Source organism: Ruegeria sp. BHSA163, from assembly GCF_059613365.1.
On the sequence record NZ_JBXWSJ010000004.1, the window covers coordinates 14,288 to 38,392 of the forward strand.

Here is a 24,105-nt window from a genome sequence, read left to right on the forward strand (position 1 = left end):
AATTTTTCGTCTGGAATATCTGTGCTTGCCACTCCATACTCAGCCAGAGGGAGCGCGTTGGTCCGCAGCGCGTAGCAAGAAAAATGGCGAGATTATAAAAATATGGCTTCGGACAGACAGAATCTGCAGGACGCGTTCCTGAATAACGTACGGAAAGCAAAAGTCCCGGTCACGATTTTCCTGATCAACGGCGTGAAATTGCAGGGCGTGATCACTTGGTTTGATAATTTCTGCGTATTATTGCGCCGCGACGGACAGTCGCAGCTTGTGTATAAACATGCGATTTCCACCATTATGCCATCGCAGCCGATCAGCTTGTATGAGGGCGAAGACGCCTCTTGATGGAACATGACCGGACGCGCACCCGAGCTTGGGTGTTGCATCCCGAAATCAAAACAGATGAACAACGCCGCATTCCTGAGCCCGCGTTGGAAGAAGCGGTTTCGCTTGCTGCCGCTTTGCCCGATTTAGTTGTAATCGGGTCTGAAATCGTGCGCCTGCAACGTGCCCAACCCGGTTTGCTGTTCGGTAGCGGCAAGATTGAAGAATTGGGCGAAACGTTTCGTGAAAGTGAGATCGAGCTTGTATTGATCGACGGCCCGGTAACGCCTGTGCAGCAACGCAATTTGGAAAGAGCTTGGAAGGTCAAGATTCTTGATCGAACCGGCTTGATCCTGGAAATATTCTCTGATCGCGCAAGAACACGCGAAGGTGTGCTGCAGGTCGAAATGGCCGCGCTTAGCTATCAGCGTACGCGTTTGGTTCGCGCATGGACCCACTTGGAGCGGCAACGGGGCGGGTTGGGCTTTGTCGGTGGTCCGGGGGAAACCCAGATTGAGGCTGATCGCCGTGCAATTGATGAGCAGCTTGTGCGACTGCGCCGTCAGCTACAGAAGGTTGTTAAGACCCGAACATTGCACCGGGCTGCGAGGGCCAAGGTGCCTTACCCAATTGTTGCGCTTGTCGGTTACACCAACGCAGGCAAGTCTACACTGTTTAACCGCCTGACTGGTGCGGAAGTAATGGCAAAGGATATGTTGTTTGCCACGTTGGATCCGACCATGCGTCGGGTTGAGTTGCCGGATGGGCCCGAAGTTATCCTTTCGGATACTGTTGGATTTATTTCTAACCTACCGACCGAGTTGGTCGCTGCGTTCCGCGCTACTTTGGAAGAAGTGTTGGGTGCTGACCTGATCGTACACGTTCGGGACATTAGTCACGAAGAGAGTGACGCTCAGGCGCAGGACGTGGAGACTATTTTAGACTCATTGGGTGTGGATGAAGGGCGCCCGAGGCTTGAGGTTTGGAACAAAATAGATCTGCTGAGCGAGAACGAACGCGAAGCCGCTTTGGCGCGGGCGGAACGCGATCGAAAAATTTTTGCCATTTCGGCGATCACTGGAGAAGGTCTCGAAACTTTACTGGCGGAAATCGCTACGCAATTGCAGGGTACCAGACACGAGAAAACATTAAAGCTTAGCTTCGCAGAGGGAGACAAACGCGCCTGGCTTTTTCGGCAAGATGTTGTTCGCTCAGAAGAACAAACCGATGATGGGTTTGTTATTAACGTGCTTTGGACCGATAAACAGGCGGCGAAATTCGACGGTCTTTGATCCAAGGTGCCATTTTGAATTTAATGAATGCGAATGAGGATGGTATCGCAAAAGTATACCTTCAAGGGTTCTTGGACGTACCTGAAGATAAATTACAGCAGGTGCGGTCTGCTTTGCCGCGGCATATCGAGCTGACACGCGCTGAGCCTGGGTGCATTTCCTTTGAAGTTGTCGAAGATACCGTTCAAACAGGCCGTTTTAACGTTTCGGAAGTTTTTGAAAATCAGGAAGCTTTTGACGCTCATCAGAGCCGAACCAAAGCTTCGGATTGGTTTACAGTCACCCAGGGTGTCCCGCGCGACTACACAGTGAAAGTGGAAGAGGGCGAATAGGATGCAGTCCAGCGTCCACTAGCCATCAATCTGTCGCTGGTGATCATCCGAGTCGAACCATCCTAGCGATGATTGGACCTTGTGTTCGGCATCGAGTTCCCATTCTTCCCATCCACGGGTAACAACGCGGTTGCCGGTCTTGGCGTGGTGTCCCTCCAACGTCCAGACGAAAATAGCGTGTGTGCCCGCCCAGCGCATCATGTCGCATCGGACTTCTAGATCAGGAAACTCGCTGTAAAACCCGCTCGCCATGTCTGCTATAGCCGCACGGCCTTTAATGGGGTCACCGCGATTAATCGTAATTTGACCATCTTTAGCAAAGAACGAAGCTACGGCCTCGGGATCGCCAGAACTCCAAGCAATGGCATAGTCCCTTGCCAAATTGTTCAGCAGATCCCGCATGCTGGCCATGCTCATTCCCCCTATCCCTCGTTGCGGTTAGACTAGGCGATTGGATGCGCTTTCGTCCACGACATAAGCTAAAAGGGGCGGGGAATTGCCGATTTCTTCAGCGTGGAGTCAGCAACGTGATTCCAACGGCCGCAGCACGTGCCAGTCCGATGTCCAGTGACATTGGGATATACTCTCCTCGCCGCCACAATTGAGCCTGATCATCGTAATAGCGAGAAAGGAAATGGCCGGATTGGCCCGTAGCCGTAATGAAAACCGAACTGTCAGGATCAGCAAAGTCGTACACGCCCCGATAGCCTGCACCGTGCACATTTTGAAATGGATCCGGCCCTTCGCCAGAAGTACGCCCTCGCAGCAAGGTGTTGTCTCCGCCGCTTGTGGACTGACGAATGTTGACGAAATAGCGAAGCAGCGGAACCTTTCCCAAGACGGTGTGATCGTGGGTTGCCTGATGCGCGTCGCCCCAACGAAGAGATTCCAGGGCGCTGCCATAGCGTTCGGATATCCAGATAAGTGCATCGTCCAATGCCAACCGAGCCATGTCGGTGCAATTCTCGATCGGGGCGCTTTGCTCTACATCGCACCAGACAGAGGCACCTTCGATGTCGCGATAGACGCGCTCGATGAACAGCGGCTCGACATGCTTGAATTCGGTGGCCAAAGGACCGAGCTCATCCGAGATCAACCGGATTTGAAGCGCTCGAAGCCACGCTGCATAGATCAAAGGTTCGGGAAGGTGCTCATTCATCTCACCATTCCAATTTGCCAGCAAATCTAAGGCAATCTGGCGCTGACGTTCCAGGGTACCTTCTGGTGCGGACTCACCAGTGAACCATAAATCGGCGCCAACCAACGGCAACAGAGAGCGGGCCGTGAAGCTTACAGTATCCAGCTGCGCCTCGATAAAGCTGTCGCGTGTGTGTACTTCGCGGGATTGCATTAGCCTTTCCCAACGGTGAACCCGTTGTGAATCGCCCCATTCATAAGAGACGTGCAATGGAAACGGTCGGTCGATTACTTTGTTGTTTGTATTTCCCAGAACGCCACCGACGGGCGCAACAAACTCGGGATTGTCCGCGTAGGGCAGGCGGCCTTGCCATCGATTTCTGGCTAGCCATCCAGGGGTCGGAATGCGCCCCCGACTTTGGTTGTTAAGATCGCGCCGGGGCATAGCGCCAATCACCTTCATTCCGATTGTCTCCTTGTCCACCAGCGACAAGTTCTGCGAAGGCGCAATGAAATCTTCGGCAATTACAATAGCCTGACGCACTGAAACTGCGTTCATTAATGCCATGGACGCTGTCATTGACGTGTCCCTGGCGCTAAGCGCGGTCCAGGATAGCGAAGCGACGTGACCCGGCGGGGTGATAGTCTCAAGATCGTAATGGGTTCCTGGCAGTACCGGACCGTTTTCGGTCCAGCGTAGCGTTAGAGTAATCGGGGATTCGTCTTTGATTTCTATGATTGATGGACGGGCTCGAAACCGTTGATGGCCATTGGGGGTCAGGTATTCTTCTGGATTTTCGGGGTTTAGTTTTTCAATATGTACATCCTGGTCGTCCAGGTAGGACGATGTGAGACCCCATCCCAGCCGGTCACTGCGTCCAGCCATGACGGCCGGAACGCCGGGAATTGTGGCTCCGATAACGCCTCCTTTGGCCAGTTCCAGCCGGGCCAGATACCAAACGCCCGGTGCCGTGAAACCTAGATGCGGGTCATTGGCAAGAAGCGTGCCGCCGCTGGCCGATCGAGAGGGCGCGGCTGTCCAAGCGTTGGAAGCACCAGATAGACCCCGGCCGGAAATAGGAGAGAGAGGCGTTTCCGGCAGAACCGTACCTGAGGCGAAACGGGGCAAGTTAGGAAACAGATGTGCATATTCCGGCAATGCGGCGATGCCGGGGCCGGGGACATCCGGCAGAACATCTGTTAAACGCTGAGGATCATCCAACATAAGCGACGTGCGCGCGCGCAGTACTTCATCCTGCAAGTGACCCGACAATTGCAGCGCCATTAGCTTAATTACTGCAATACTGTCGCCTGGTTGCCATGGCGATACGGGAGCGTTGAACAGGAACATCTCAGGTGCTCCGCGCCCCAGTGCCATTTCGTTGATTTCATCCAACCTCGCGTTTACTCCGGCGGCATAGGCCTGTAACGCAGCCTTGGTATAGTCATCTTGGACATCGAAGGACCTGTGCGCCAGTCCATAAAGATCAAGCCTTCGCAATAACTTGTCGATGTGAACTGTGCGTGCGCCGAAAACCTCAGATAAACGCCCCTGAACTGTTCGGCGCAACATGGTCATCTGCCACAGCCGGTCCTGCGCATGTGCGTAACCCAAACCAAAGAACACGTCCGGATCGGTTTGCGCCAAAATATGGGGAACATTGGCGGTGTCACGCACAATTTCAACGGGTGCGTTTATTCCCGCTACTTCAACAGTCTTGTTGTAGGTGGGTAGGGACTGGCTGGCCAAAAAATAAACAAGACCTACGGCCGCCAAAATCAGCAAAATTAGACCTGTCGCAATCCGTACTAGCCAACGAAAAACAAGCCCCATTCCTGCCCCACATTCCCAATCCGTTTTCGGTGGGTCGAAGATTAGTAGAACCCCGACTGAACCGAAAGAGTTTTACCGTTCGCATCGAACTCTGGACCCAAAAATTTGATGAACCCCGCCAAATAGTCCGGCGAGGCTCATCAACGAGGGGTCTTGCTGCTTGGGGTTATGGAATAATACGCGTATATTTGGTGCCTTCGACTGTGGCCCCGAACAACAGTCCGGCCTGACCGAATATCGCCGCAATAACGGGTGTTCTTAATGTTGTTGTGGTCGCTGACAATGTGCTGCCTGTTGCATCAACGACATAACCAATGTCTGCGCCAGCGGTCCAACCGCTCGAGCGACGAAAATCATTCAGTGCATCTTCGGTCATGAAGAAAAGTACATGCGCATATTGCTGCGCGCCAATCTGTAGACCGGCAGTGCCTTTGACTGCGGAATAGTAATCGACAGTTGCCCCCTGAATACGCAACGCGCCCTGGCCAAAGCCGCCGCCAAAGAAGAATCCAGCTTCGGTTATCAGAGGCATAACCAGCATGCCGTTCGATTTGTCGGCAATTTCGATTGTGTTCGGGTACTTGGTATACATTTCGTTCAACGTCGCATCGACGCGAGCGTCAATTTTGGCCGCATTGGAATTTCCAACGCCATTGCCACATGCGGCCGTAAATGTCAGACCTGCAATGCCTAAGGCAAAGCCACGACGGTTCAGTCGAGGGAAATTGGAACTGCTCATATTTTTTCTCTGTGTAACTGCCTGATTTGCCGGGTGATCCCGATCTTATGTGTAAGAGTACGCCGAATACTGCGCCATGTCACGGAAAAGCTGCATCCAGCGCCCAGTGAATCGGCGAAAAGTTGCGTGGCAATGGTGATTTAGCCTTGCAAGGTTCTGGCCGCTTCAGGTGCGAAATAGGTCAAAATGCCGTCGCAACCGGCGCGTTTGAAAGCAAGAAGGCTTTCAAACATTATTTTTTCACCGTCGATCCACCCGTTTTGGGCGGCGGCCTGAATCATGGCAAATTCCCCTGACACTTGGTACGCGTATGTTGGCGCTCCGAAGGTTTCTTTGACCCTTTGGCAAATATCCAAATAGGGCATGCCGGGTTTTATCATGACCATGTCAGCGCCTTCTGTCAGGTCACGTTCGATCAGGCGCAGAGCTTCGTTGGAATTGGCCGGGTCCATCTGGTAGGTTTTTTTGTCACCCTTCAAAGCGCCAGACGCGCCGACGGCATCACGAAACGGTCCGTAGAAAGAACTGGCGTATTTTGCTGCATAGCTGAGAATCATAACGTTATGATGCCCTGCAGCCTCAAGCGCGCGACGCATCTCGCCTATTCGCCCATCCATCATGTCAGAGGGACCGATGATATCAGCACCGGCCTCGGCCTGCGCCAACGTCATTTTGACCAAGGCTTCGATAGTTAGGTCATTCACGATTTCACCGTCAACGACATACCCATCATGACCATTGATATTGTAGGGGTCCAGAGCAACATCCGTCATTACGGCAAGATCAGGCGCAGCTTTTTTAACGGCGCGAATGGCTCTGTTTGAAAGGTTGTCAGGGCTCCATGCCTCTGCGCAATCCTCGGTTTTCAGAGACGCATCGGTATAAGGAAAAATGCAGATTGCAGGTATACCTAAAGCCTGTGCTTCCACAGCTGCCTTTGCGACCAAATCAACAGACCGACGCTTGACACCAGGCATAGAATGCACCGGCTCCTCTACGCCCTCTCCGTCACGAACGAAAACCGGCCAAATAAGGTCATCAGTAGTCAACGTGTTTTCTCGGACCAGCCCTCGGATCGCTTGGGATTTGCGCGCGCGACGGAAACGGGCCAGAGGATACGGTGCGATGGTTGGTTTCATTGCGCAGTCTCCTTGAACATTTTTGCATTGGGTGGCATGAATTCCATGCAGTCTCAAGGGTGCCAATGATCGCGTCGGCAAGACAAACCCTACTGAAGGCCGTGAATAAAGGGCTGACGCTTGGACATATACTCTTCGATCTTTGAACTCATTGATATGCGCAGCTTTTCGAATCTGTGGTTTTGGATCGCATTGGCTGTGCTATGGTCTTCCGTTAGTCATTGGATCATGGGCGTGCCCTACGATCTGGTCGTGCGTGCGCGACGTGTCAAAGGTCAATCCGAACAAGACTTGTTGGATATCGTGCGCATAAATTGCAATCGGTTACTTTATGTAATGGAAGTTTCGGGCCTTGTGATACTTGCGCTCGGTTGTTTTGTTTTCACTGGTCTGGCGATATTGGGTTTTTACTACGGCGTTGAATTTGCGCAGGCGCTCTTTTTACTTTTGTTTCCATTATGTTTCGTGGGCGCAATCAACCTTTCGGCTGCTCGTAAGTTGAAGACGTTGGAACCAACACTCGAAAATGTGTCCAAAACCCTGACACGCTGCAGGGTCTTCACACAGATGATTGGTGTGGTTTCGATACTGGTCACATCGCTTTGGGGTATGTATCAGAACTTTTCCATCGGCGTTCTGGGTTGGTAGAATCGGAAAGGCATGGCAATGAAGGCTCCGATCCATGTGACGGTCGGCGGCGCCCCCGAAGGGTTTGACGCGCAACTTGTTCTAAAGGAAATCCATCGGTCAGGCGGCCCGGTCCTCCACATTGCCCGCGATGATAAGCGTATGGAGGCAATGCGGGCCGCGCTTGCGTTTTTTGCGCCGGAGATGCCGGTTTTTCTGTTTCCCGGATGGGATTGCTTACCGTACGACAGGGTTTCTCCCAATGCGGACATTTCAGCCGCCCGCGTTGCCACACTTGCCGCGCTCGTTCACAAAATGCCCCGGCAATTTGTTCTGCTGACTACGCTAAATGCAGCGACACAGCGAGTTCCCGCCCGGGGCGTTTTGCGCGAAGCAGCCTTTACTGCCCGAGTTGATCACCGCATTGACGAAGATGGCCTTCGGAGTTTTTTGGTGCGTATGGGGTTCACTCAGAGCCCAACAGTCATGGAACCTGGAGATTACGCTATCCGCGGTGGAATCTTCGATATTTTCCCTCCGGGAGAGTCTGGTCCGGTGCGGCTGGACTTGTTTGGCGATGTACTGGACGGTGCGCGTCGGTTTGACCCCGTGTCCCAACGCACGACTGAAAAGCTAGACGTTGTTGAATTGGCTCCTGTTTCAGAGATTATTTTGGACGAGACGGCGATAACGCGGTTCCGGCAGAATTATCGCATCGAATTCGGCGCGGCAGGTACCGACGATCCGCTTTACGAGGCTGTCAGCGCCGGTCGCAAGCACCAAGGGATGGAGCACTGGCTGCCTTTTTTTCACGACGGGCTGGAAACTCTGTTTGACTATCTTCCAGGAGCGACTCTGACCCTGGATGACCAGGTCACACCAGCACGGTTAGCAAGATGGGATAGTATAAAGGATCAGTACGAGACGCGACGTATGGCGTTGGAGAACCGGTCGCGAATGGACACTGTCTACAAGCCGGCACCTCCAAATCTGCTGTATTTGGATGACGCAGCGTGGGAGGAGGCGGTCGGGGACCGACGTGTCATGCAGTTCAGTCCTTTACCACAGGCCAGTGGGCCGGGTGTGATTGACGCAGGTGGACGAATTGGTCGCAACTTTGCACCCGAACGCCAACAAGAGAACATCAGTTTGTTCGCTGCGCTGGCAAGTCATATCAAAGACAGGATGGTCCATGGACCGGTATTGATTGCGTCATACTCAGACGGTGCACGCGAACGTTTAAGTGGATTGATCGAGGATGAGGGGCTGGCCGGAACAATTCTGGTTTCAGACGGTTCAGGTGTGGGGAAACGCGGCCTTCATTTGGCCGTTTGGGCTTTGGAACACGGGTTCGAATCTGATGATCTGACCGTAATTGCGGAACAGGATGTGCTGGGGGACCGCCTGATCCGAGCACCTAAAAAACGCCGCAAGGCTGAGAACTTCCTAACAGAAACGCAATCACTCAGTCCCGGCGATCTGGTCGTTCACGTAGACCACGGTATCGGTCGCTATAAGGGAATGGAGGTCGTTACTGCGGCAGGTGCGGCTCACGAATGCTTGTTATTGGAGTATGCCGAACAATCAAAGCTGTACTTACCTGTCGAAAATATCGAGCTGTTATCAAAGTATGGCCACGAAGAAGGATTGCTTGATCGCCTGGGCGGCGGGGCTTGGCAGGCCAAAAAAGCCAAACTAAAAGAACGCATTCGCGAGATGGCGGACAAGTTGATCCGCATTGCGGCTGAACGCGCGCTGCGCAAGGCGCCGGTTATGGACCCACCGCCACACGCATGGGAAGAATTCAGCGCGCGCTTCCCGTATCAGGAAACTGACGACCAACTTCGTGCTATTGCCGAAGTTATGGAGGATATGCATTCCGGCGCGCCGATGGATCGTCTGATCTGCGGCGATGTTGGCTTTGGAAAGACCGAGGTTGCCATGCGTGCCGCCTTTGTCGCAGCAATGTCAGGTGTGCAGGTGGCAGTTATTGCTCCAACAACGCTGTTGGCTCGGCAACACGCAGCCAGTTTCTCAGATCGTTTCCGGGGTTTTCCGTTGGAAGTTCGGCAATTGTCGCGCTTTGTTTCGGGCAAAGCGGCCCAACAGACCAGGGATGGTTTGGCTCGCGGCACAGTCGATATTGTCATCGGTACGCACGCTCTGTTGGCCAAGGGTATTAAGTTCAACAACCTGGGTCTTCTTATTATCGATGAAGAACAGCACTTTGGCGTCGCCCACAAGGAAAGACTTAAGCAGCTGCGTAGTGATGTTCATGTGCTTACGCTTACTGCCACACCCATCCCTAGGACCCTGCAACTGTCGTTGACCGGGGTTCGGGATTTGTCAATCATTGGCACCCCGCCCATCGACCGACTTGCGATCCGGACATACGTCAGTGAATTCGACGCGGTAACAATTCGCGAAGCGTTGCTGCGCGAGCACTACCGCGGCGGGCAGAGCTTTTATGTCGTTCCGCGTATTTCAGACCTGCCTGAAATCGAAGATTTTCTTAAAGAACAACTCCCTGAACTCACTTTCGTAGTCGCGCATGGTCAGATGGCGGCGGGCGAGCTCGACGATCGAATGAACGCATTTTATGATGGAAAATTCGATGTGCTGTTGGCGACGACCATTGTCGAAAGCGGATTGGACATACCCACGGCAAACACAATGGTCGTGCATCGCGCGGATATGTTCGGGCTTGCCCAGCTGTATCAAATACGCGGCCGGGTAGGGCGATCAAAGACGCGAGCGTACGCATATTTGACCACCAAACCACGCACACGTTTAACACCAGCTGCCGAGAAACGCCTGCGGGTTTTAGGGTCGCTTGATACGTTAGGGGCCGGATTTACGTTGGCATCGCAGGATCTGGACATTCGCGGTGCTGGCAATTTGCTGGGAGAAGAGCAATCCGGCCAGATGCGCGATGTAGGGTATGAACTTTACCAGTCGATGTTGGAAGAAGCTATTGCCAAGATAAAAGCAGGCGAAATGGAAGGTTTAAGCGATGCTGATGACCAATGGGCTCCGCAGATCAATCTGGGTGTTCCGGTATTGATCCCAGAGGAATACGTGCCCGATCTGGATGTGCGCCTGGGCCTTTATCGCCGTCTGTCTTCTCTTTCCACAAAAGTTGAGCTTGAGGGGTTTGCAGCTGAACTGATCGACCGTTTTGGCGCACTGCCAAAAGAGGTTAACACGCTTATGTTAGTCGTACGCATCAAGGCGATGTGCAAACGCGCTGGAATCGCCAAGCTTGATGGCGGGCCAAAGGGTGCAACCATTCAGTTCCACAACGACAAGTTTGCATCCCCCCAAGGATTGGTCGAGTTTATCCGGAACCAACGTGGTTTGGCTAAAGTCAAGGATAACAAGATTGTTGTTCGTCGCGATTGGAAAAAGGATAGCGATAAGATCAAAGGCGCTTTCGCCATTGCACGAGATCTGGCGGAAAAAGCGAGAGCTGAGAAGAAAAAGACAAAGACCTAGTCGCCAGTGACAAAACTACAAAGCTGCCAGTCGCCATCTTCCGATTTAACAATTGCAGCACGATAGCCGATCATGGACCAAAGATAATCTTTGTGCATGAAACCTGTGGTCCCATCGGTCAAAAGAACTTGCTGATAATCAGAGTCAGACTGAAATTGCGGTACGATTACAACTTCATGACTTATGAGAGCGCTGATCGATGCGCCTTGAAATGCACCTGTGCGAAGTGAAACATTTTCACCAGTCACAAAATAGGTGATCGCAGGATCTAAGCGGGCCGGGAGCGTGATTTGCCATTGATGCGGCATCCAGAATTCTCCCTGATCGTCAAAGTATCCCGGTTGCGACAATGTGTTTTGCAATGCAGTCCAATACGCATCGATTTGTTCGCTGGCTTCAACGCCAACCTGTTGATCTGCCCCCTCAGAGTTCATAATCAAATTGGCTCGTAACTCGTTGGGTCCACCTTCGCCACCGTGACTGAGGTAAATGTCGGGACATGCCGATGCAACGACTGCATCGATGTCTCGTGCTTGTATCTTTGCCAATAATTCGGCACGGAATGAGACCAAAGTTGCATCGCGGTCTGCCTGGTCCACTGGCGTGAATGTCTGACGATCCGCTATGGCTGAAGTGCAAATCAAAGCAATCGCCAAGGCAAATTTCAGTTTCATTCTGCAGCCTTCATAGCGGCCTGGGCGCAGAAACAAGAGGCTGCTACAGCGCGATCCGCGCGGGCAAGAGCAAGGTCAAGACGCTGCTTGATTTGCTTAATTTCAAGCTCCTCTCCTCGCGCACTAAGGCAATCATGCAGACCCTTTAAGCTCCAAACGTTGTCCGGGTGGATCGATGCACGGCTTAGTTCGCCGCCCAGCCCCAAATCCTCGCGATAGACGATTTCAGCTTCTGCAACGTGCCCTTGTTCGAATAGGAGTGCGCCCAGAGCGTGACGCGTTGGCTGCATCCAGCCCCACGGCTCGTCATAGGGCAAAGTATCGTCCAGTTCGACAGAACGCCGTAAATGCGAAAATGCGGATTCGTAATTTCCCTTTCGATACTCGATTTCACCGCGAAGCATTTCCGTAGCGATTTCAAGAAGATCAATGACTCTGTTATTGTGAAGTCGTCGCGTTTCGGGCACCCGACCCTTGGCGGCAAGGAACCGTTCTTCTTCCTCTTCTGCATCAGCGACATGACCCGTCGCGGCAAAGGCTACCGCTCGGGCATAATGTGTTGTTGCAGTCAGTGTGCGGTACAAATCTGGATCCGACGGTAGTTTCAACGCCTTTGCTTCGTCCCATCGACCAAATCGAACTAAGATATGGGGACCCATTGACATGTAGCTTTCAAAGTAATCTGCCATGGGTGGGCTTTCGATCTGCAACATCTTTTCCGGTGTCGTTTCCCAAAGGCCTTCATTGGCCTGCAAAGCCGGTTCGATCTGACCCAGAAACAGCGCACCGTAAATTGCAAAATGGTAATTGTGTTGGCGATACCCGGTGTAGATGTTGAATGCACCTTCGCGCTCGTAATACTTCAAATCTGCCACCGAAGCTTTTTCGTTCCAGTAGACAACGTCGTGGTAATGGCCGCATAAAACATCAATGTGTGTGGGCATATGAACCAGATGGCCCGCATCAGGCACCAATGTGCGTAGGACATCGCCGGCTTTAAGAGCTTTTTCTGGGGTCGGGGACATCTCCATCAGGTGTACGTACAAATGCAAAAGCCCGGGATGGGTCATGGCGTCGGGGTCGTCCGACATGGCCTTTTCCAAAGCATCTTGGGCCTCCAACGTAGCTGCGCCATCAGCTGGTTGGCCGGTTTTCAGGTCCCACATTTTCCAAGGGGTCAGATTCAGCAAAGCCTCGACATAAATCGTTCGTAGGTCCAGATGATCAGGCTGGGCGGAAAACGCAGAGCGCATGGCATCTGCATATTCATAATCCCATTGATGCATTTTCTCGATTGGTTCGCGCTGAGGGTAGCGGGACGGCAACGCCTGAATAAGCGCCTGTTCGACCGGTGAACACTGGTCGATCAGCCTCAAGGCCTGTTGAGTCGCATCAAAAGCGATGGCCAGAGCCTTGGCGCGGCCCTGATCATCACGCAAATCCCATGGTAAGTTGTAATTTGGGCCAGCGGCGTACGCTACACCCCAATGAGCCATCGCGCAGTCCGGATCGGCGTCAACTGCGCGTTGAAAGCATGCGACTGCCTCATCGTGGTTATAGCCATAGGTCCAAACCAGGCCTCGGTCGAACCAAACCTGCGCCTCGGACGAAGAGGTCGTTACGGGACAAGTGTAAGTCCCCAGATCATAATCGTAACTCATTACAACTCCCTCCCCGGAAAACAGGGTCAGGATAACGCGATTCCGCGTTCATGCACAGATCAGGCCAACAATCTGTCTTCTATCCGACCCATATGCAGCATCAGCACAAAACCGAAAACACACATGGTAAGAATCGCAATTGCCAACGGAGCGATCGATCCGTCGAACAGCAAACCGACTGGCGCGGCAATAGCGGCGGCTAATACTGTTGAAACTGCTCCGATTACCGAGGCTGCCATGCCTGCGATATGTCCCATGGGTTCCATTGCGATGGCGTTCAAGTTGCCCAAGGTTACGCCCGCTAAAAAGAAGACAGTCGTCTGCCAAAACACGAACAACGCAAATGAGCCTTCTGGAGTTAGTGCAGATGAGTTCAGCAGGATCACAGCCAGTGTGATGACCGCTTGCGACCCCAAAGCCCACGTCACGATACGACGCATCCCAACCCTGATTACAATTGCTGCATTCAGCAGGCTGGCTGAACCAGAAATCAAAGCGACAAAACCAAACCAAAAAGGAAAGCTGTCGGCACGGTCGTGTATCACGTCATAGATTGGCTGGACCATCGTTAGCATGGTAAACAAAGTACCCAAGCACAACGTTTGAACAAAAATCGACAACCGAACCGTCGGGTGCAGAAACATTTCTTTTACTGCCGCTATGATCAAAGGCAGGCGGAAAGGGCGGCGGTTCTCGGCGGCAAGTGATTCTGGCAACCGCACGGTCATCCAGATCAGTATGATTGTGGCAAATAAGATAAATGAGACGAATATAGAGCGCCATCCGAACAGCGCAATCACACCCGCGCCCAGCATTGGTGCAATTGCAGGGACCAACGTAAAGATCATCATTGCTATCGAAACGATGCGCGCCATTTCGCGTCCCGAATACAGATCGCGAATGATCGCCATCGCGACGATACGGGGGCCGGCGGCCCCTAGCCCTTGCAAAACTCGGGCTGCCAGTAACACTTCCAGTGAAGAACTGGCCCATGCAATGACCGACGCAACAATATAAAGCGACGCACCTGCGTAAATCACTGGCTTGCGACCAAGAGCATCCGAGATTGGACCGGTAAAGAAAGTGCCAATACCCATTCCCAAAACGAATGATGTTAAGATCAGTTGTGCCTTATTCAAATCAGTGGGGCTGAGTTGCGCTCCGATTTCCGGCAGCGCAGGCAGCATCGAATCTATCGAAAAGGCAATCGTGGCGAACATCATTGCGATAAGCGCAATGAACTCACCCCGTGACATGCGGCTGGTCATCAAACACTCCTTCCGGTCCGCGCTATCATGCTGAGGCGGGTGGAACTAGGTCGGAAAATGCACAGTGATATGTGTTATTCTGCAGATGAAGCCTCAATTTGAGACATTATCTCATCAATCACTTTCCCCCATAACTCAGGAGGTTGCGCACCTGGTACGGCATGCTGGTTCGCGACAATGTAGGTGGGAACCGAGTTTACGCCCATCTGCCGCGAGTGCTTGTCGCGATCACTAATGTCTTCGCGGTCGGCGTCTGATTTCAGCAGTTTTTGCACAACCGCTGCATCCATACCAACGCTGTCTGCCACATCGGCCAGTACCTCGTGATCGCCAATATCTCGGGCCTCGACAAAGTAGGCCTTGAAAAGTGCATCGACAACAGCATCCTGTTTGCCCTCGATCCCGGCCCAGTGGATGAGCCGATGCGCGTCCAGCGTGTTCGGCGTACGTTTCATGCCCTCGAAATCGATAGACAGGCCGGCTTTTTCGGCATGTTCTACAACGGGTGCATATGCCTTCACAGCGCCATCCTTGCCGCCGAACTTTCGTTCAAGGTATTCCCGGCGATCCATACCTACGGTGGGCATGTCGGGATTAAGCTGAAATGGGTGCCATTCAATTACAAAGGGGTGGTTAGGCACGGCGGCCAAAGCCTTGTCCAAGTGCGTTTTGCCGATATAGCACCAAGGGCAGATCGGGTCGGACATGATGTCAAGTTTGACGGTCTGGCTCATTCAACAGATGCCTTAAAATAGGCCGGCAGGGCGCGGCGCAGGAGTTTGCCATTGCCCCCGGTGGGCATGGCTGAGAGGTGAACAAAGGCGCGCGGCTGTTTATAGCGCGCCAGCTTTTCGGAGACATAAGTGCGCAACGCGTTTTCGTCCAGCTTTTCTGGTCCAGTATAGAAGGCAGCGATAATGGCCGAGTCCTGCTTGACTTCAACCGCGGCGGCTCCAACTTGGGTAATGCCGGGATACCGCGCCAGAACAGCTTCCACTTCGACCGGCGATACGCGGTACCCACCAGCGTTCATCATATCGTCATCTCGACCCAAATAAGTGATCTGTCCGTCCACGGCCATCGCACCCTGATCACCGGTTAAAAACCACTCGCCTTGCATCTTTGCTTCGGCTTCGTTGGGGGCATTCAGGTATGTCAGCATCAAACCAGGGTCTTCACGGTGAATGGCAATGGTGCCCTCTTGTCCTTGTGGAACGGGACCGTTCGGACCAACGATTGCAATGCGACGACCCAGTTGCGGCCGTCCAAGCGCTTCATCCCGGGCGGGGTGTGATGGGCTGGATGAGATAAAAGTCGAACACTCGGACATCCCATAAGCTTCGTAGAGCTCCGTCCCTGTAGATTTGCTCCAATGTTCATGAAGGTGACGGGACAGCTTTTCGCCCGCGCATAACCCATGACGCAAGTCGGGCATTTCAGGCAGATTAGGATTCTGCAGGAGTTTCCTGAAAACCCCGGGTGCAGCAGCAAATATTGTGGCGCGATGCGCCTGCAACAGCCTAGGCAGATTCCTTAGATCAGTACCTGGTTTGGGGATCAGGGCAGTCGCGCCGGTAGTCCACGGGTCCATTAGCCCAGTACCTAAAGTGTATGTCCAGTTGAACGCTCCTGCATGGCACAAGCGGTCCGTTTCGCTAAGACCGTACCAACCATCAACCATCATCTGCCGTGCCCAGATCGCCCGATGCGCATGGGCAACCGCTCGGGGCTTGCCCGAAGTGCCAGAGGTGTAGATAACATAGCAAAGTCGGTTCGGATCACCCATTTCGAATTCTGCTGGCGACAGGTCACGCATATTTGCGAGCTCGTCTAGTGTAATCTGGTAGGTATGAGGTGCGCAGGCAATTTCCGGGTCGCGTAGAACAGCGGTAGGAGAAAGATCTTCGATAATCTGTCCGGTCTCTGTCTCCGTTAACTGAGACGATGTCGGGATTGGCACGATCCCCACCGCGATGGCCGCAAGGTAAGCGATTGGAAATTCGACGCTGTTGCCTAGGCGCAAGAGCACCAAGTCGCCCGGGCGCAGCCCAGCTTTTAGTAACCCTGTGCCTGTTCCCAAAATCGCCGACTTTAGTTCCCGATAACTCCAGTCTTCAGAGCCGTCATTTCGCAAAATAGAAAGTGCCGTTTTCTCGGCATGTTCTTCGGCTTTTCGCAATACATGCGCTGCCATGTTGAACGGAGCGGGGCAGGGCTTGGCAGGACCCTGATCAAAAACAGAAAGCATGAGGTCTGGCTAACTCGGTAGCTGGCGCGTTGCAAGCACGTCGCGCTGGCCCTATAGAGTTGGCTATGACGACAAGTGATCCGAAATCCCTAATTCGAATTGCGCGCGACAGTGGCGAGCCGGCGCACATTGAGCCGCTGGATCTTGGAGCGCGAGTCCGCGAGCTTCGCAAAGCCCGCAACTGGACGCTGGAACAGGCGGCCAGCCAGGCGGGCCTTGCGCGTTCGACGCTTAGCAAGATCGAAAACGGGCAGATGTCGCCGACATATGACGCCCTGAAAAAGCTTGCTACGGGTCTAGAGATTTCAGTGCCGCAGCTTTTTACTCCGCCGCAGCGCGATCAGGTATTGGGGCGAATGGCCGTCACCAAGATGGGCGACGGAACTGCCCATGCCACCACCACTTACGAGCATGAACTTTTGGCCGAAACTCTTACCAACAAGCAAATGCTGCCATACCGCGCTCGTGTTCGGGCGAGGTCAATGGAAGAATTCGAGGGTTGGGTGCGCCACGACGGTGAAGAATTCCTTTACGTTCTGACAGGGGTCGTCAGGCTGTATACCGAGTTTTATGAATCGGTTGAGATGCGACGAGGGGACAGCGCATATTATGATGCCAGCATGGGCCATAATGTCGTTTCCGTCAGCGACGAAGATGCCACCATCCTTTGGGTAACGTCGCTGGCTTAGCGAGCCGTAATCTCTCGCTTCAATCCCTCGGTATATAGAAAGTCTTCAAGCTCTTCTCGGGCTTCGGTGACTGTTAGGTGGTGACGCTCAGCCAAGTATGCTTCGAATTGTTTGCGATCCTTGCGCATTGTCGCCATGTCTTTGTCACGCAGGTTCGGAAACCTGAGTTTCGCGCGTGAATACAAAGCGCTCCAGTCTTGCGTAAGATCAGCCCAATTCAGCATTTGCGAGCCTTCCTTATGGCGGTTTTCAGGACTGCTCTCCCCTCAACTAGCGTACGAATGCGCGGACACTCCTGCTGACATGACAAAATGTCGCAGCTCTTTTCGTCTGCTAGGTCGACGAAATACCCCCTCAACATGGATCAAAAAAGCCGTATAAGTCTGTTTTTAGGTGAGCGGGTGTAGACCCCTCAATCCGCGGGATTGAATAGCCAGTTCAGGACTATGTGTCCGATAAACATCGCAAAAATTTGCATTAAAATGAACATTGGAATGTGACCGGGATATATGCCAGCAAAGGTGTCTGTAAGGCCTCTTGCGATTGTTACGGCCGGATTAGCAAAACTTGTGGATGATGTGTACCAGTAGGCGCCCGTAATATAGAGACCCACAAGCGCTGGTACCGTATCCGGTTTGTGCCGAATTCCGCCGAAAATTACAAAAAGAAGGCCCAGAGTCGCGATAATTTCTGAAAACCATTGATGCGAACCAGTGCGATGCAGTGTCTCCGAGGTTTGTAGGATTGGTAGGTCAAACATGTAGTGACTGGCCCAGACGCCGATGACTCCACCTGCCAACTGAACTAGAATGTAGGGGGCAACCGCTTTCCACGGGTGTTCACCTCGCATGGCAAAGGCCAATGTCACGGCTGGGTTGAAATGGGCGCCAGACACGGGGCCAAGGGTGGCGATTATCACAAACAGGATACAACCCGTCGCAATCGCATTGGCTAAAAGGGCCAAGGCAACGTTCCCTTCCGACAAAGTCTGGGCCATGATTCCAGAGCCGACCACGCCGATCAGCAGAAAGGCAGTGCCAAGGAATTCAGCAAAATACTGTCGGGCTTGCATTACAGATTTCCTAGGATTGCGAGTGTATCAATCGGTCATCCGGCCGATATCGTCCACTTTGTGTTGTAAAGAAATACGATCAAGGGTCTCAAATGGCAGGCTGACAAACGCTGTGATCCGATTGCGCAATAATCCGTAAGTTTGCTGAAAGGCCAGTTTCTTTTGCGCATCTGTTCCTTGTGCTTTGACCGGATCGGCCAATCCCCAATGGGCGCTCATCGGTTGGCCGGGCCATGTGGGGCACGTTTCGTTCGCGGCGTGATCGCAGACCGTGAAAACAAAGTCCATCTTTGGCGCGTCAGGACCAGAGAATTCCTCCACCGATTTCGAGCGCAAACTGCTTGTATCGATATCCTTTTGCTGCAACAGGTCCAAAACCGTAGGGCTTGGGGCATTTGAAGGAGCAGTTCCTGCGGAATAAGAGCGGAATTTTCCGTCACCTTCCGAATTTAAAATAGCCTCAGCCATGATTGAGCGGGCAGAGTTTCCGGTGCAGATAAACAGCGCGTTTAGTATGCGATCCTTGCTGGTCATTACGGTGTCTTTAGTTGCTTGGAGGCAGAGATCTGGGCGGTTTTGGCAGCAATTGCCTAGTAGTTGATCGAACAGCCCGCGAATTGCTGGCAGGTTTGCGCTGTACTGAAGCGATGTGCCGTCGCGGGCCTGCTGGATAAGATCTGCAGACTTCAGTGCGTTGAGATAGGTTGATGTCGTGTTTGGCTTGAATGATAGCGCCGCTGCGATTTCACCTGCCGGCACCGAGTCTGGATAGCGGCGCATCAGCAACTGAAACAGCTCCAGCCGTTTTGGATGCGCTAGGGCGCCTAACTTGTCTTGCAATTTTACTTCCATATTTCACGAATTATGGAACTAAGAGGCCGCTGTCAATCCTCGTACCACCAGACCTGAGGCATATATTCCGGTCCATCGCCATAGATTGGAAGCGTATCTGGAAATTTAAGTTCTTTGGCGTGGGCGATCCGACCGACGTCGAAGCTCCAGATCGGTATCACATAACGGCCAGTTGTAAGAACACGGTCCAATGCTCGTGTCGCGGCCACGAAGTCTTCGCGATCTTCCGACGCCAACATTTCGTCGATCAGCCCGTCAACGGCCGATGAGGTCACGCCCATCAAATTCCGCGTGCCCGGCGTATTCGCGTTTTCACTCCCCCAATACAAGCGTTGTTCGTTACCCGGCGATAGGGAAAGCGCACGGCGGAATACTGTTATTTCAAAATCATGCTCAGACGTTCGTCCTGCAAATTGCGCGCTGTCGACCAATTCCGTCGTTACTTTGATGCCAAGCCGCTCCAAGGCGCGCGCATAGATTTCCACAGCTGTTTGATTGTCCGTATCACCTTGTTGTAGCAGAACTGAAATCGATAACGGGTCGCCGTTTTGATTGCGCAAAACTCCGTCTTGAATTGTCCAACCTGCTTCTGCCAACAGCTGTGACGCTTTTCTGATATTGGCCCGGTTTCTTGCCGATCCATCGCCTTCAGGCAATGAGTAACCCTCCAACGCGCCCGGCGGCAGGTCGTCGGCATACGGTTCAAGCAGCTCCCTTACGCGACCTGCGGCCGGACCTGGTAGCATGGCAAGATCAGATCCCGAGAAATACGAGGTGATACGGGGCTGTGCGCCTCCAGTGATCGTGTCGTTTATGAATTCAAAGTTGAACGCGAGCATCAATGCCTCACGCACTCGCCAATCGTCAAACGGAGCTTTTCGGGTATTCATCACAAAACCAGTCATGCCTGATGGTTTGCCATGGGGAATTTCGGTTTTTACGATGTCTCCGCGTTGGGCCGCAGGGAAACCATACTGCGTTTCCCATTTGTCAGCGTTGAACTCGCGCACAGCCGACAGCTCTCCGGCTTTGAACGCCTCAAACAACACGGTGCCATCTCCGTAAAACTCGATGCGAATGTCATCAAGGTTCATGGTACCGCGGCGAAAAGGAATGTCGGCGCCCCAATAATCGGGATTGCGACGCAAGTTGACGTAACGCCCGGCCTCGTAGTCATCAATAACATATGGGCCAGTCCCGATTGGGACGTCATGCAGCTGAGCGTCAGCGAATTCTTTACCGTCCCATTGTTCCTTTTTCAAAATCGGGCGCAGTCCAGCGATCAGGGCCAGTTCCCTGTCCGGTTCATTGAAAGAAATTCGAACACTGCGCGGTCCCGTTTGTTCGATGCTGTCGATCTTGCCCCATAACCCGCGATAGCGTAGATGGCCTTGTGTGCCTAGCGTTTCATATGACCAAATAACATCGTCAATTGTAACAGGGCTGCCGTCCGAAAAACGGGCTTCTTCCCGCAGTGTAAATTCCACCCAAGACCTATCGGGCGCAGTATCAACTGATTCGGCTAACAAACCGTAAAGAGTGAAGGGTTCGTCCCAAGATCGGCCCATCAGCCCCTCGTGCGTCCAAAATCGCAATTGCCAGGGAGAGGTGCCTTTCTGGACAAATGGATTCAAACTGTCATACCCGCCAGTATTGCCGAACACGACCCTACCGCCCTTAGGCGCATCGGGGTTCGCATAGGGTAGAGACACAAAATCCGGTGGTAGGGCAGGGTCTCCATACATAGCTATGCCATGGGCCGAATCTGCGTGCGCGAAAGTCGCGGAAAAAATCGGTGCGATTCCCACGATCATTGATCGGACGCGGCAGAGAATATTGGGGCTCATTTTGGAAACAATCCTGCTCTGGCCTTATTTTGTTTGAGATTCATCGTACCCATGATTTTTCATATTATCAAACTTTTAGCTTGGATGACGGCACGGAATTGCTTATAAAGGATGCACTGCTCGATAGGTTTCTTGCCTGTATGAAACCTGCCTCAATAACTTAACGCCCGCTTCGTGCGGGCGTTTTTTTTGGCAATAGGGTTGGTGCTGCATGTGGCAAACTGCGGCGACGTTTCCCCGTTTTCTTTGCAGGTGCAGCATGGCACTGTGTTAGTGAATCGACTCTGTGGGAGAGGTGGCATGAGCCTGTCAGGAAAAACTGCAATCATCACCGGTTCGAATTCGGGTATCGGTCTGGGTGTTGCGCGGGAACTGGCCAAAGCCGGAGCGGACGTGATCCTGAATTCTTTTACTGATCGTGATGAAGACCACGCACTGGCTGCCGGCATCGCCCAAGAAACGGGCACCAACGCGCGGTACATAAAGGCAGACATGTCAAAGGGCGAGGAATGCCGTGCACTGATCGAGCAAGCAGGTTCCTGCGACATCTTGATCAACAATGCGGGTATTCAACACGTCGCGCCGATTGACCAATTTCCAGTCGATAAATGGGACGCGATCATAGCGATCAATATGAACTCTGCCTTTCACACGGTGGCAGCTGCGCTACCAATGATGCGAGAGGCGGGTTGGGGGCGCGTCGTCAATATTGCCTCGGCGCATGGTTTAACGGCATCTCCCTACAAGGCGGCCTATGTGGCGGCAAAACATGGCGTAGTCGGCATGACCAAGACAATTGCCTTGGAAACGGCGCAAGAGCCGATTACCTGTAACGCGATCTGCCCCGGTTACGTCCTGACTCCATTGGTCGAGGCTCAGATCCCCGACACAATGAAAGAATACAGCATGAGCCGGGAGGACGTGATTAAGAACATCATGCTAGAGCGGCAACCATCCAAAGAATTTGCAACGGTCGAACAACTTGGCGGCACGGCGGTTTTTCTATGCTCGGACGCAGCTGCACAGATCACGGGTACGACGATCTCGGTTGATGGGGGCTGGACAGCTTTGTGACGATCTAAAGTTGATTCCTGTGATCACTGTTTTTGGTTCCGACGGCAGATCCACAATCGAGCTTCCAATGGAATTTGGAATTGTTACGGGGGCGCGAAGTTGAAACGAATAAATCTGGCATTGCAGGGCGGCGGAGCACATGGAGCCTTCACATGGGGTGTTTTGGACCGGCTGCTGGATGAAGAAGACATTGAGGTTGCGGCTATCACGGGAACCTCTGCCGGTGCCTTGAACGGTGCTGCCTTTAAATCCGGAATGGTTCATGCCGGGCGCCAAGGTGCACGGGACAATCTGGACGGTTTGTGGAAGCGTATGGGAGCCATTGGCGACATGCGAATTGCCCATTGGATGCGCGGCTTGGAACCTGCGCATATTGCGCAAGCATTGGAATATTCAGTTCCATTCTCAATGGCCGACACGTGGTCCCGTCTCGTGTCGCCGTACGCCTACGGTCCATTTTACCGCAATCCTTTAGAGCCGGTAGTAGACCGATTCAATTTCGATGAAATATGTGCAAAAGATGGGCCTGGCCTGTTTGTTTGTGCGACCTGTGTCCGGAGCGGCAAGATCAGGGTGTTTACTGGGCAGGAAATCTTGACGGATGCAATATTGGCGTCGGCTTGTCTGCCGAACTTGTTCAAGGCAGTTGAAATTTTTGATCCGAAATCCGGTAGAACTGAGGCATATTGGGATGGCGGGTATACTGGAAATCCGGCTCTTTACCCGCTGTTCAACGGGGACTTGCCAGACGATGTTGTTATCGTGAATATCAATCCGCTAGAGCGGGACGAGGTGCCAAAGACGCCGCAGCAAATTCAAAACCGCATCAACGAAATCAGTTTTAACTCCTCTCTGTTCAGAGAATTGCGGGCAATTAGTTTCGTGCAGCGCCTACTACAAGACGGTAAGTTAAAAGCCGGGGAAATGAGCCGTGTTCTCATCCACATGATCGCTGATGATGCCTTGATGAACGACCTTTCGGCGGCAACCAAAATTGTGCCGAACCCAGTTGTGTTGCACCGCCTGAAACACGCGGGTCAGTCCGCTGCCGACGCCTTTTTGCGCAACCACAAATCCGACTTGGGCGAGCGCAGCACTGTCGACCTTCCTGCCATGTTCGGCTGATTATTCAGGCGGTTGCGTGGGGTCCTTGTCGTTGGGATAGACAAGCCCAGCCGAGATTACGAGTTTTGCCGCGTCTTCAATCGACATATCTAGCAGGATAACGTCTTCAGCTGGGAAAAACAGCAAGAAGCCGGACGTTGGATTTGGGGTGGTCGGGACGAAGACGCTTAACAACTCTCCACTGGTTTCTGCGCGTGTACTGACTTCGCCGCGGGCTGTAGTCGAAACAAAGCCGATGGCCCAAATTCCCCGGCGTGGATATTGGATCAGGCAAGCTTTTTCGAATGATCTTTCGGTCTGCGCAAATACGGTTTCCGAGATTTGTTTGATCCCGGAATAAACAGACCGGACGACAGGCATGCGATCCACCACACTTTCGGCAAAGTGTATTAGCGACCGGCCCAAAATGCCCTTGGCGATCCATCCAACAATTATCGTGAAGAAAAGGAAAATAATGACGCCGACGCCGCGCAGATTAATGCCGACATATTCCTCGGGTTGGAAACGCTGCGGGACCAGTGGCAGAACAGCGCTGTCAATCCATCCCACAACAGACCAGATTAGCCAAATCGTCAGCCAAACCGGGGCGATCACGACGATACCCGTCAAAAAAGACGCGCGAAGACCGGCTAACAAACCGGGGCGGCGATGAGGCTCTTCGTCGAATGGTGTGTTCATT

At 53.0% G+C, this 24,105-nt stretch carries 22 protein-coding genes; 8 read left to right on the plus strand and 14 right to left on the minus strand.

The window, feature by feature from the left end:
* Window positions 1-102 precede the first annotated feature (102 nt).
* From hfq to AC2FNV_RS03165, 3 genes are read left to right on the plus strand one after another with little or no spacing between them, the layout of a single operon-like run.
* A complete protein-coding gene (gene hfq / locus AC2FNV_RS03155) occupies window positions 103-342 on the plus strand; it encodes an RNA chaperone Hfq (RefSeq protein WP_010440340.1) in 240 nt (79 codons plus the stop codon).
* A complete protein-coding gene (gene hflX, locus AC2FNV_RS03160; RefSeq protein ID WP_170607745.1) occupies window positions 342-1,613 on the plus strand; it encodes a GTPase HflX in 1,272 nt (423 codons plus the stop codon). Before hfq ends, hflX begins: the two co-directional genes overlap by 1 nt.
* A 23-nt stretch (window positions 1,614-1,636) precedes the next feature.
* Entirely contained in the window at window positions 1,637-1,945 is a 309-nt protein-coding gene (locus tag AC2FNV_RS03165) for a putative quinol monooxygenase (protein ID WP_170607747.1), read from the plus strand.
* 18 nt (window positions 1,946-1,963) lie between these two features.
* On the opposite strand, the gene AC2FNV_RS03170 is transcribed toward AC2FNV_RS03165, so the two are convergent.
* The 4 genes from AC2FNV_RS03170 to hemB all read right to left on the minus strand — a co-directional run bounded on the left by AC2FNV_RS03170 (window position 1,964) and on the right by hemB (window position 6,794).
* On the minus strand, window positions 1,964-2,362 hold the full coding sequence (locus AC2FNV_RS03170) for a nuclear transport factor 2 family protein (RefSeq protein WP_254442613.1): 399 nt from the start codon (window positions 2,360-2,362) through the stop codon (window positions 1,964-1,966).
* Window positions 2,363-2,453: 91 nt separating this feature from the next.
* Window positions 2,454-4,916, minus strand: a complete 2,463-nt coding sequence (locus AC2FNV_RS03175; protein ID WP_170607748.1) for a penicillin acylase family protein — start codon at window positions 4,914-4,916, stop codon at window positions 2,454-2,456.
* Between the two features lie 166 nt (window positions 4,917-5,082).
* The gene (locus tag AC2FNV_RS03180; RefSeq protein WP_170477751.1) at window positions 5,083-5,655 is read right to left on the minus strand and encodes a lipid-binding SYLF domain-containing protein; all 573 of its coding nucleotides are present in this window, start codon (window positions 5,653-5,655) and stop codon (window positions 5,083-5,085) included.
* Between the two features lie 140 nt (window positions 5,656-5,795).
* Entirely contained in the window at window positions 5,796-6,794 is a 999-nt protein-coding gene (hemB, locus tag AC2FNV_RS03185) for a porphobilinogen synthase (protein WP_170607750.1), read from the minus strand.
* A gap of 120 nt (window positions 6,795-6,914) precedes the next feature.
* Between hemB and AC2FNV_RS03190 the strand changes: the two genes are divergently transcribed.
* A complete protein-coding gene (locus AC2FNV_RS03190; RefSeq protein ID WP_170477746.1) occupies window positions 6,915-7,442 on the plus strand; it encodes a component of SufBCD complex in 528 nt (175 codons plus the stop codon).
* Window positions 7,443-7,460: 18 nt separating this feature from the next.
* Entirely contained in the window at window positions 7,461-10,916 is a 3,456-nt protein-coding gene (gene mfd, locus AC2FNV_RS03195) for a transcription-repair coupling factor (protein ID WP_437436824.1), read from the plus strand.
* Here the strand turns inward: mfd and AC2FNV_RS03200 are convergent.
* From AC2FNV_RS03200 to AC2FNV_RS03220, 5 genes are all read right to left on the minus strand, one after another.
* Window positions 10,913-11,590: an SH3 domain-containing protein gene (locus tag AC2FNV_RS03200; protein ID WP_170607754.1), complete on the minus strand. Its 678-nt coding sequence runs from the start codon at window positions 11,588-11,590 to the stop codon at window positions 10,913-10,915. The genes mfd and AC2FNV_RS03200 overlap by 4 nt on opposite strands.
* On the minus strand, window positions 11,587-13,251 hold the full coding sequence (locus tag AC2FNV_RS03205; protein ID WP_170607756.1) for a tetratricopeptide repeat protein: 1,665 nt from the start codon (window positions 13,249-13,251) through the stop codon (window positions 11,587-11,589). Before AC2FNV_RS03205 ends, AC2FNV_RS03200 begins: the two co-directional genes overlap by 4 nt.
* A 59-nt stretch (window positions 13,252-13,310) precedes the next feature.
* Window positions 13,311-14,519 carry a multidrug effflux MFS transporter gene (locus AC2FNV_RS03210; protein ID WP_170607758.1) on the minus strand — a complete coding sequence of 403 codons (1,209 nt, stop codon included), beginning with the start codon at window positions 14,517-14,519 and terminating at the stop codon, window positions 13,311-13,313.
* Window positions 14,520-14,593: 74 nt separating this feature from the next.
* Entirely contained in the window at window positions 14,594-15,253 is a 660-nt protein-coding gene (locus AC2FNV_RS03215) for a DsbA family oxidoreductase (RefSeq protein ID WP_170477733.1), read from the minus strand.
* Window positions 15,250-16,767: a class I adenylate-forming enzyme family protein gene (locus AC2FNV_RS03220; RefSeq protein WP_170607759.1), complete on the minus strand. Its 1,518-nt coding sequence runs from the start codon at window positions 16,765-16,767 to the stop codon at window positions 15,250-15,252. The genes AC2FNV_RS03215 and AC2FNV_RS03220 overlap by 4 nt, the downstream gene beginning before the upstream one ends.
* A 65-nt stretch (window positions 16,768-16,832) precedes the next feature.
* On the opposite strand from AC2FNV_RS03220, the gene AC2FNV_RS03225 reads away from it, so the two are divergent.
* Window positions 16,833-17,456, plus strand: a complete 624-nt coding sequence (locus tag AC2FNV_RS03225; protein ID WP_170607761.1) for a helix-turn-helix domain-containing protein — start codon at window positions 16,833-16,835, stop codon at window positions 17,454-17,456.
* On the opposite strand, the gene AC2FNV_RS03230 is transcribed toward AC2FNV_RS03225, so the two are convergent.
* The 4 genes from AC2FNV_RS03230 to AC2FNV_RS03245 all read right to left on the minus strand — a co-directional run bounded on the left by AC2FNV_RS03230 (window position 17,453) and on the right by AC2FNV_RS03245 (window position 21,227).
* Entirely contained in the window at window positions 17,453-17,680 is a 228-nt protein-coding gene (locus AC2FNV_RS03230; protein ID WP_170477728.1) for a hypothetical protein, read from the minus strand. The genes AC2FNV_RS03225 and AC2FNV_RS03230 overlap by 4 nt on opposite strands.
* Window positions 17,681-17,868: 188 nt before the next feature.
* Window positions 17,869-18,528: an aquaporin gene (locus tag AC2FNV_RS03235; RefSeq protein ID WP_496772389.1), complete on the minus strand. Its 660-nt coding sequence runs from the start codon at window positions 18,526-18,528 to the stop codon at window positions 17,869-17,871.
* A gap of 27 nt (window positions 18,529-18,555) precedes the next feature.
* Window positions 18,556-19,380 (minus strand): arsenate reductase/protein-tyrosine-phosphatase family protein, encoded by an 825-nt coding sequence (locus AC2FNV_RS03240; RefSeq protein ID WP_170607765.1) that lies wholly within the window; start codon window positions 19,378-19,380, stop codon window positions 18,556-18,558.
* A gap of 32 nt (window positions 19,381-19,412) precedes the next feature.
* Complete coding sequence (locus tag AC2FNV_RS03245; RefSeq protein WP_170607767.1) at window positions 19,413-21,227, minus strand: extracellular solute-binding protein; 1,815 nt, start codon at window positions 21,225-21,227, stop codon at window positions 19,413-19,415.
* Window positions 21,228-21,527: 300 nt separating this feature from the next.
* On the opposite strand from AC2FNV_RS03245, the gene AC2FNV_RS03250 reads away from it, so the two are divergent.
* The gene (locus tag AC2FNV_RS03250) at window positions 21,528-22,301 is read left to right on the plus strand and encodes a 3-hydroxybutyrate dehydrogenase (RefSeq protein WP_170477718.1); all 774 of its coding nucleotides are present in this window, start codon (window positions 21,528-21,530) and stop codon (window positions 22,299-22,301) included.
* A gap of 99 nt (window positions 22,302-22,400) precedes the next feature.
* Window positions 22,401-23,426: a patatin-like phospholipase family protein gene (locus tag AC2FNV_RS03255; RefSeq protein ID WP_170607769.1), complete on the plus strand. Its 1,026-nt coding sequence runs from the start codon at window positions 22,401-22,403 to the stop codon at window positions 23,424-23,426.
* Here AC2FNV_RS03255 and AC2FNV_RS03260 read toward each other — a convergent pair whose 3' ends face one another.
* A complete protein-coding gene (locus AC2FNV_RS03260) occupies window positions 23,427-24,104 on the minus strand; it encodes a DUF502 domain-containing protein (RefSeq protein WP_170477710.1) in 678 nt (225 codons plus the stop codon).
* Window position 24,105: the final 1 nt, after the last annotated feature.

What these genes read in the sequence shown, in the direction of transcription:
- AC2FNV_RS03260 (WP_170477710.1), bottom strand. Translation starts at nt 24,104, where the DNA reads ATGAACACACCATTCGACGAAGAGCCTCATCGCCGCCCCGGTTTGTTA.
- AC2FNV_RS03205 (WP_170607756.1), bottom strand. Translation starts at nt 13,251, where the DNA reads ATGAGTTACGATTATGATCTGGGGACTTACACTTGTCCCGTAACGACC.
- hfq (WP_010440340.1), top strand. Translation starts at nt 103, where the DNA reads ATGGCTTCGGACAGACAGAATCTGCAGGACGCGTTCCTGAATAACGTA.
- hflX (WP_170607745.1), top strand. Translation starts at nt 342, where the DNA reads ATGGAACATGACCGGACGCGCACCCGAGCTTGGGTGTTGCATCCCGAA.
- AC2FNV_RS03240 (WP_170607765.1), bottom strand. Translation starts at nt 19,380, where the DNA reads ATGGAAGTAAAATTGCAAGACAAGTTAGGCGCCCTAGCGCATCCAAAA.
- hemB (WP_170607750.1), bottom strand. Translation starts at nt 6,794, where the DNA reads ATGAAACCAACCATCGCACCGTATCCTCTGGCCCGTTTCCGTCGCGCG.
- AC2FNV_RS03180 (WP_170477751.1), bottom strand. Translation starts at nt 5,655, where the DNA reads ATGAGCAGTTCCAATTTCCCTCGACTGAACCGTCGTGGCTTTGCCTTA.
- AC2FNV_RS03245 (WP_170607767.1), bottom strand. Translation starts at nt 21,227, where the DNA reads ATGAGCCCCAATATTCTCTGCCGCGTCCGATCAATGATCGTGGGAATC.
- AC2FNV_RS03235 (WP_496772389.1), bottom strand. Translation starts at nt 18,528, where the DNA reads ATGCAAGCCCGACAGTATTTTGCTGAATTCCTTGGCACTGCCTTTCTG.
- AC2FNV_RS03230 (WP_170477728.1), bottom strand. Translation starts at nt 17,680, where the DNA reads ATGCTGAATTGGGCTGATCTTACGCAAGACTGGAGCGCTTTGTATTCA.
- AC2FNV_RS03210 (WP_170607758.1), bottom strand. Translation starts at nt 14,519, where the DNA reads ATGACCAGCCGCATGTCACGGGGTGAGTTCATTGCGCTTATCGCAATG.
- AC2FNV_RS03200 (WP_170607754.1), bottom strand. Translation starts at nt 11,590, where the DNA reads ATGAAACTGAAATTTGCCTTGGCGATTGCTTTGATTTGCACTTCAGCC.
- AC2FNV_RS03175 (WP_170607748.1), bottom strand. Translation starts at nt 4,916, where the DNA reads ATGGGGCTTGTTTTTCGTTGGCTAGTACGGATTGCGACAGGTCTAATT.
- AC2FNV_RS03220 (WP_170607759.1), bottom strand. Translation starts at nt 16,767, where the DNA reads ATGCTTTCTGTTTTTGATCAGGGTCCTGCCAAGCCCTGCCCCGCTCCG.
- AC2FNV_RS03170 (WP_254442613.1), bottom strand. Translation starts at nt 2,362, where the DNA reads ATGAGCATGGCCAGCATGCGGGATCTGCTGAACAATTTGGCAAGGGAC.
- AC2FNV_RS03225 (WP_170607761.1), top strand. Translation starts at nt 16,833, where the DNA reads ATGACGACAAGTGATCCGAAATCCCTAATTCGAATTGCGCGCGACAGT.
- mfd (WP_437436824.1), top strand. Translation starts at nt 7,461, where the DNA reads ATGAAGGCTCCGATCCATGTGACGGTCGGCGGCGCCCCCGAAGGGTTT.
- AC2FNV_RS03215 (WP_170477733.1), bottom strand. Translation starts at nt 15,253, where the DNA reads ATGAGCCAGACCGTCAAACTTGACATCATGTCCGACCCGATCTGCCCT.
- AC2FNV_RS03250 (WP_170477718.1), top strand. Translation starts at nt 21,528, where the DNA reads ATGAGCCTGTCAGGAAAAACTGCAATCATCACCGGTTCGAATTCGGGT.
- AC2FNV_RS03165 (WP_170607747.1), top strand. Translation starts at nt 1,637, where the DNA reads ATGAATGCGAATGAGGATGGTATCGCAAAAGTATACCTTCAAGGGTTC.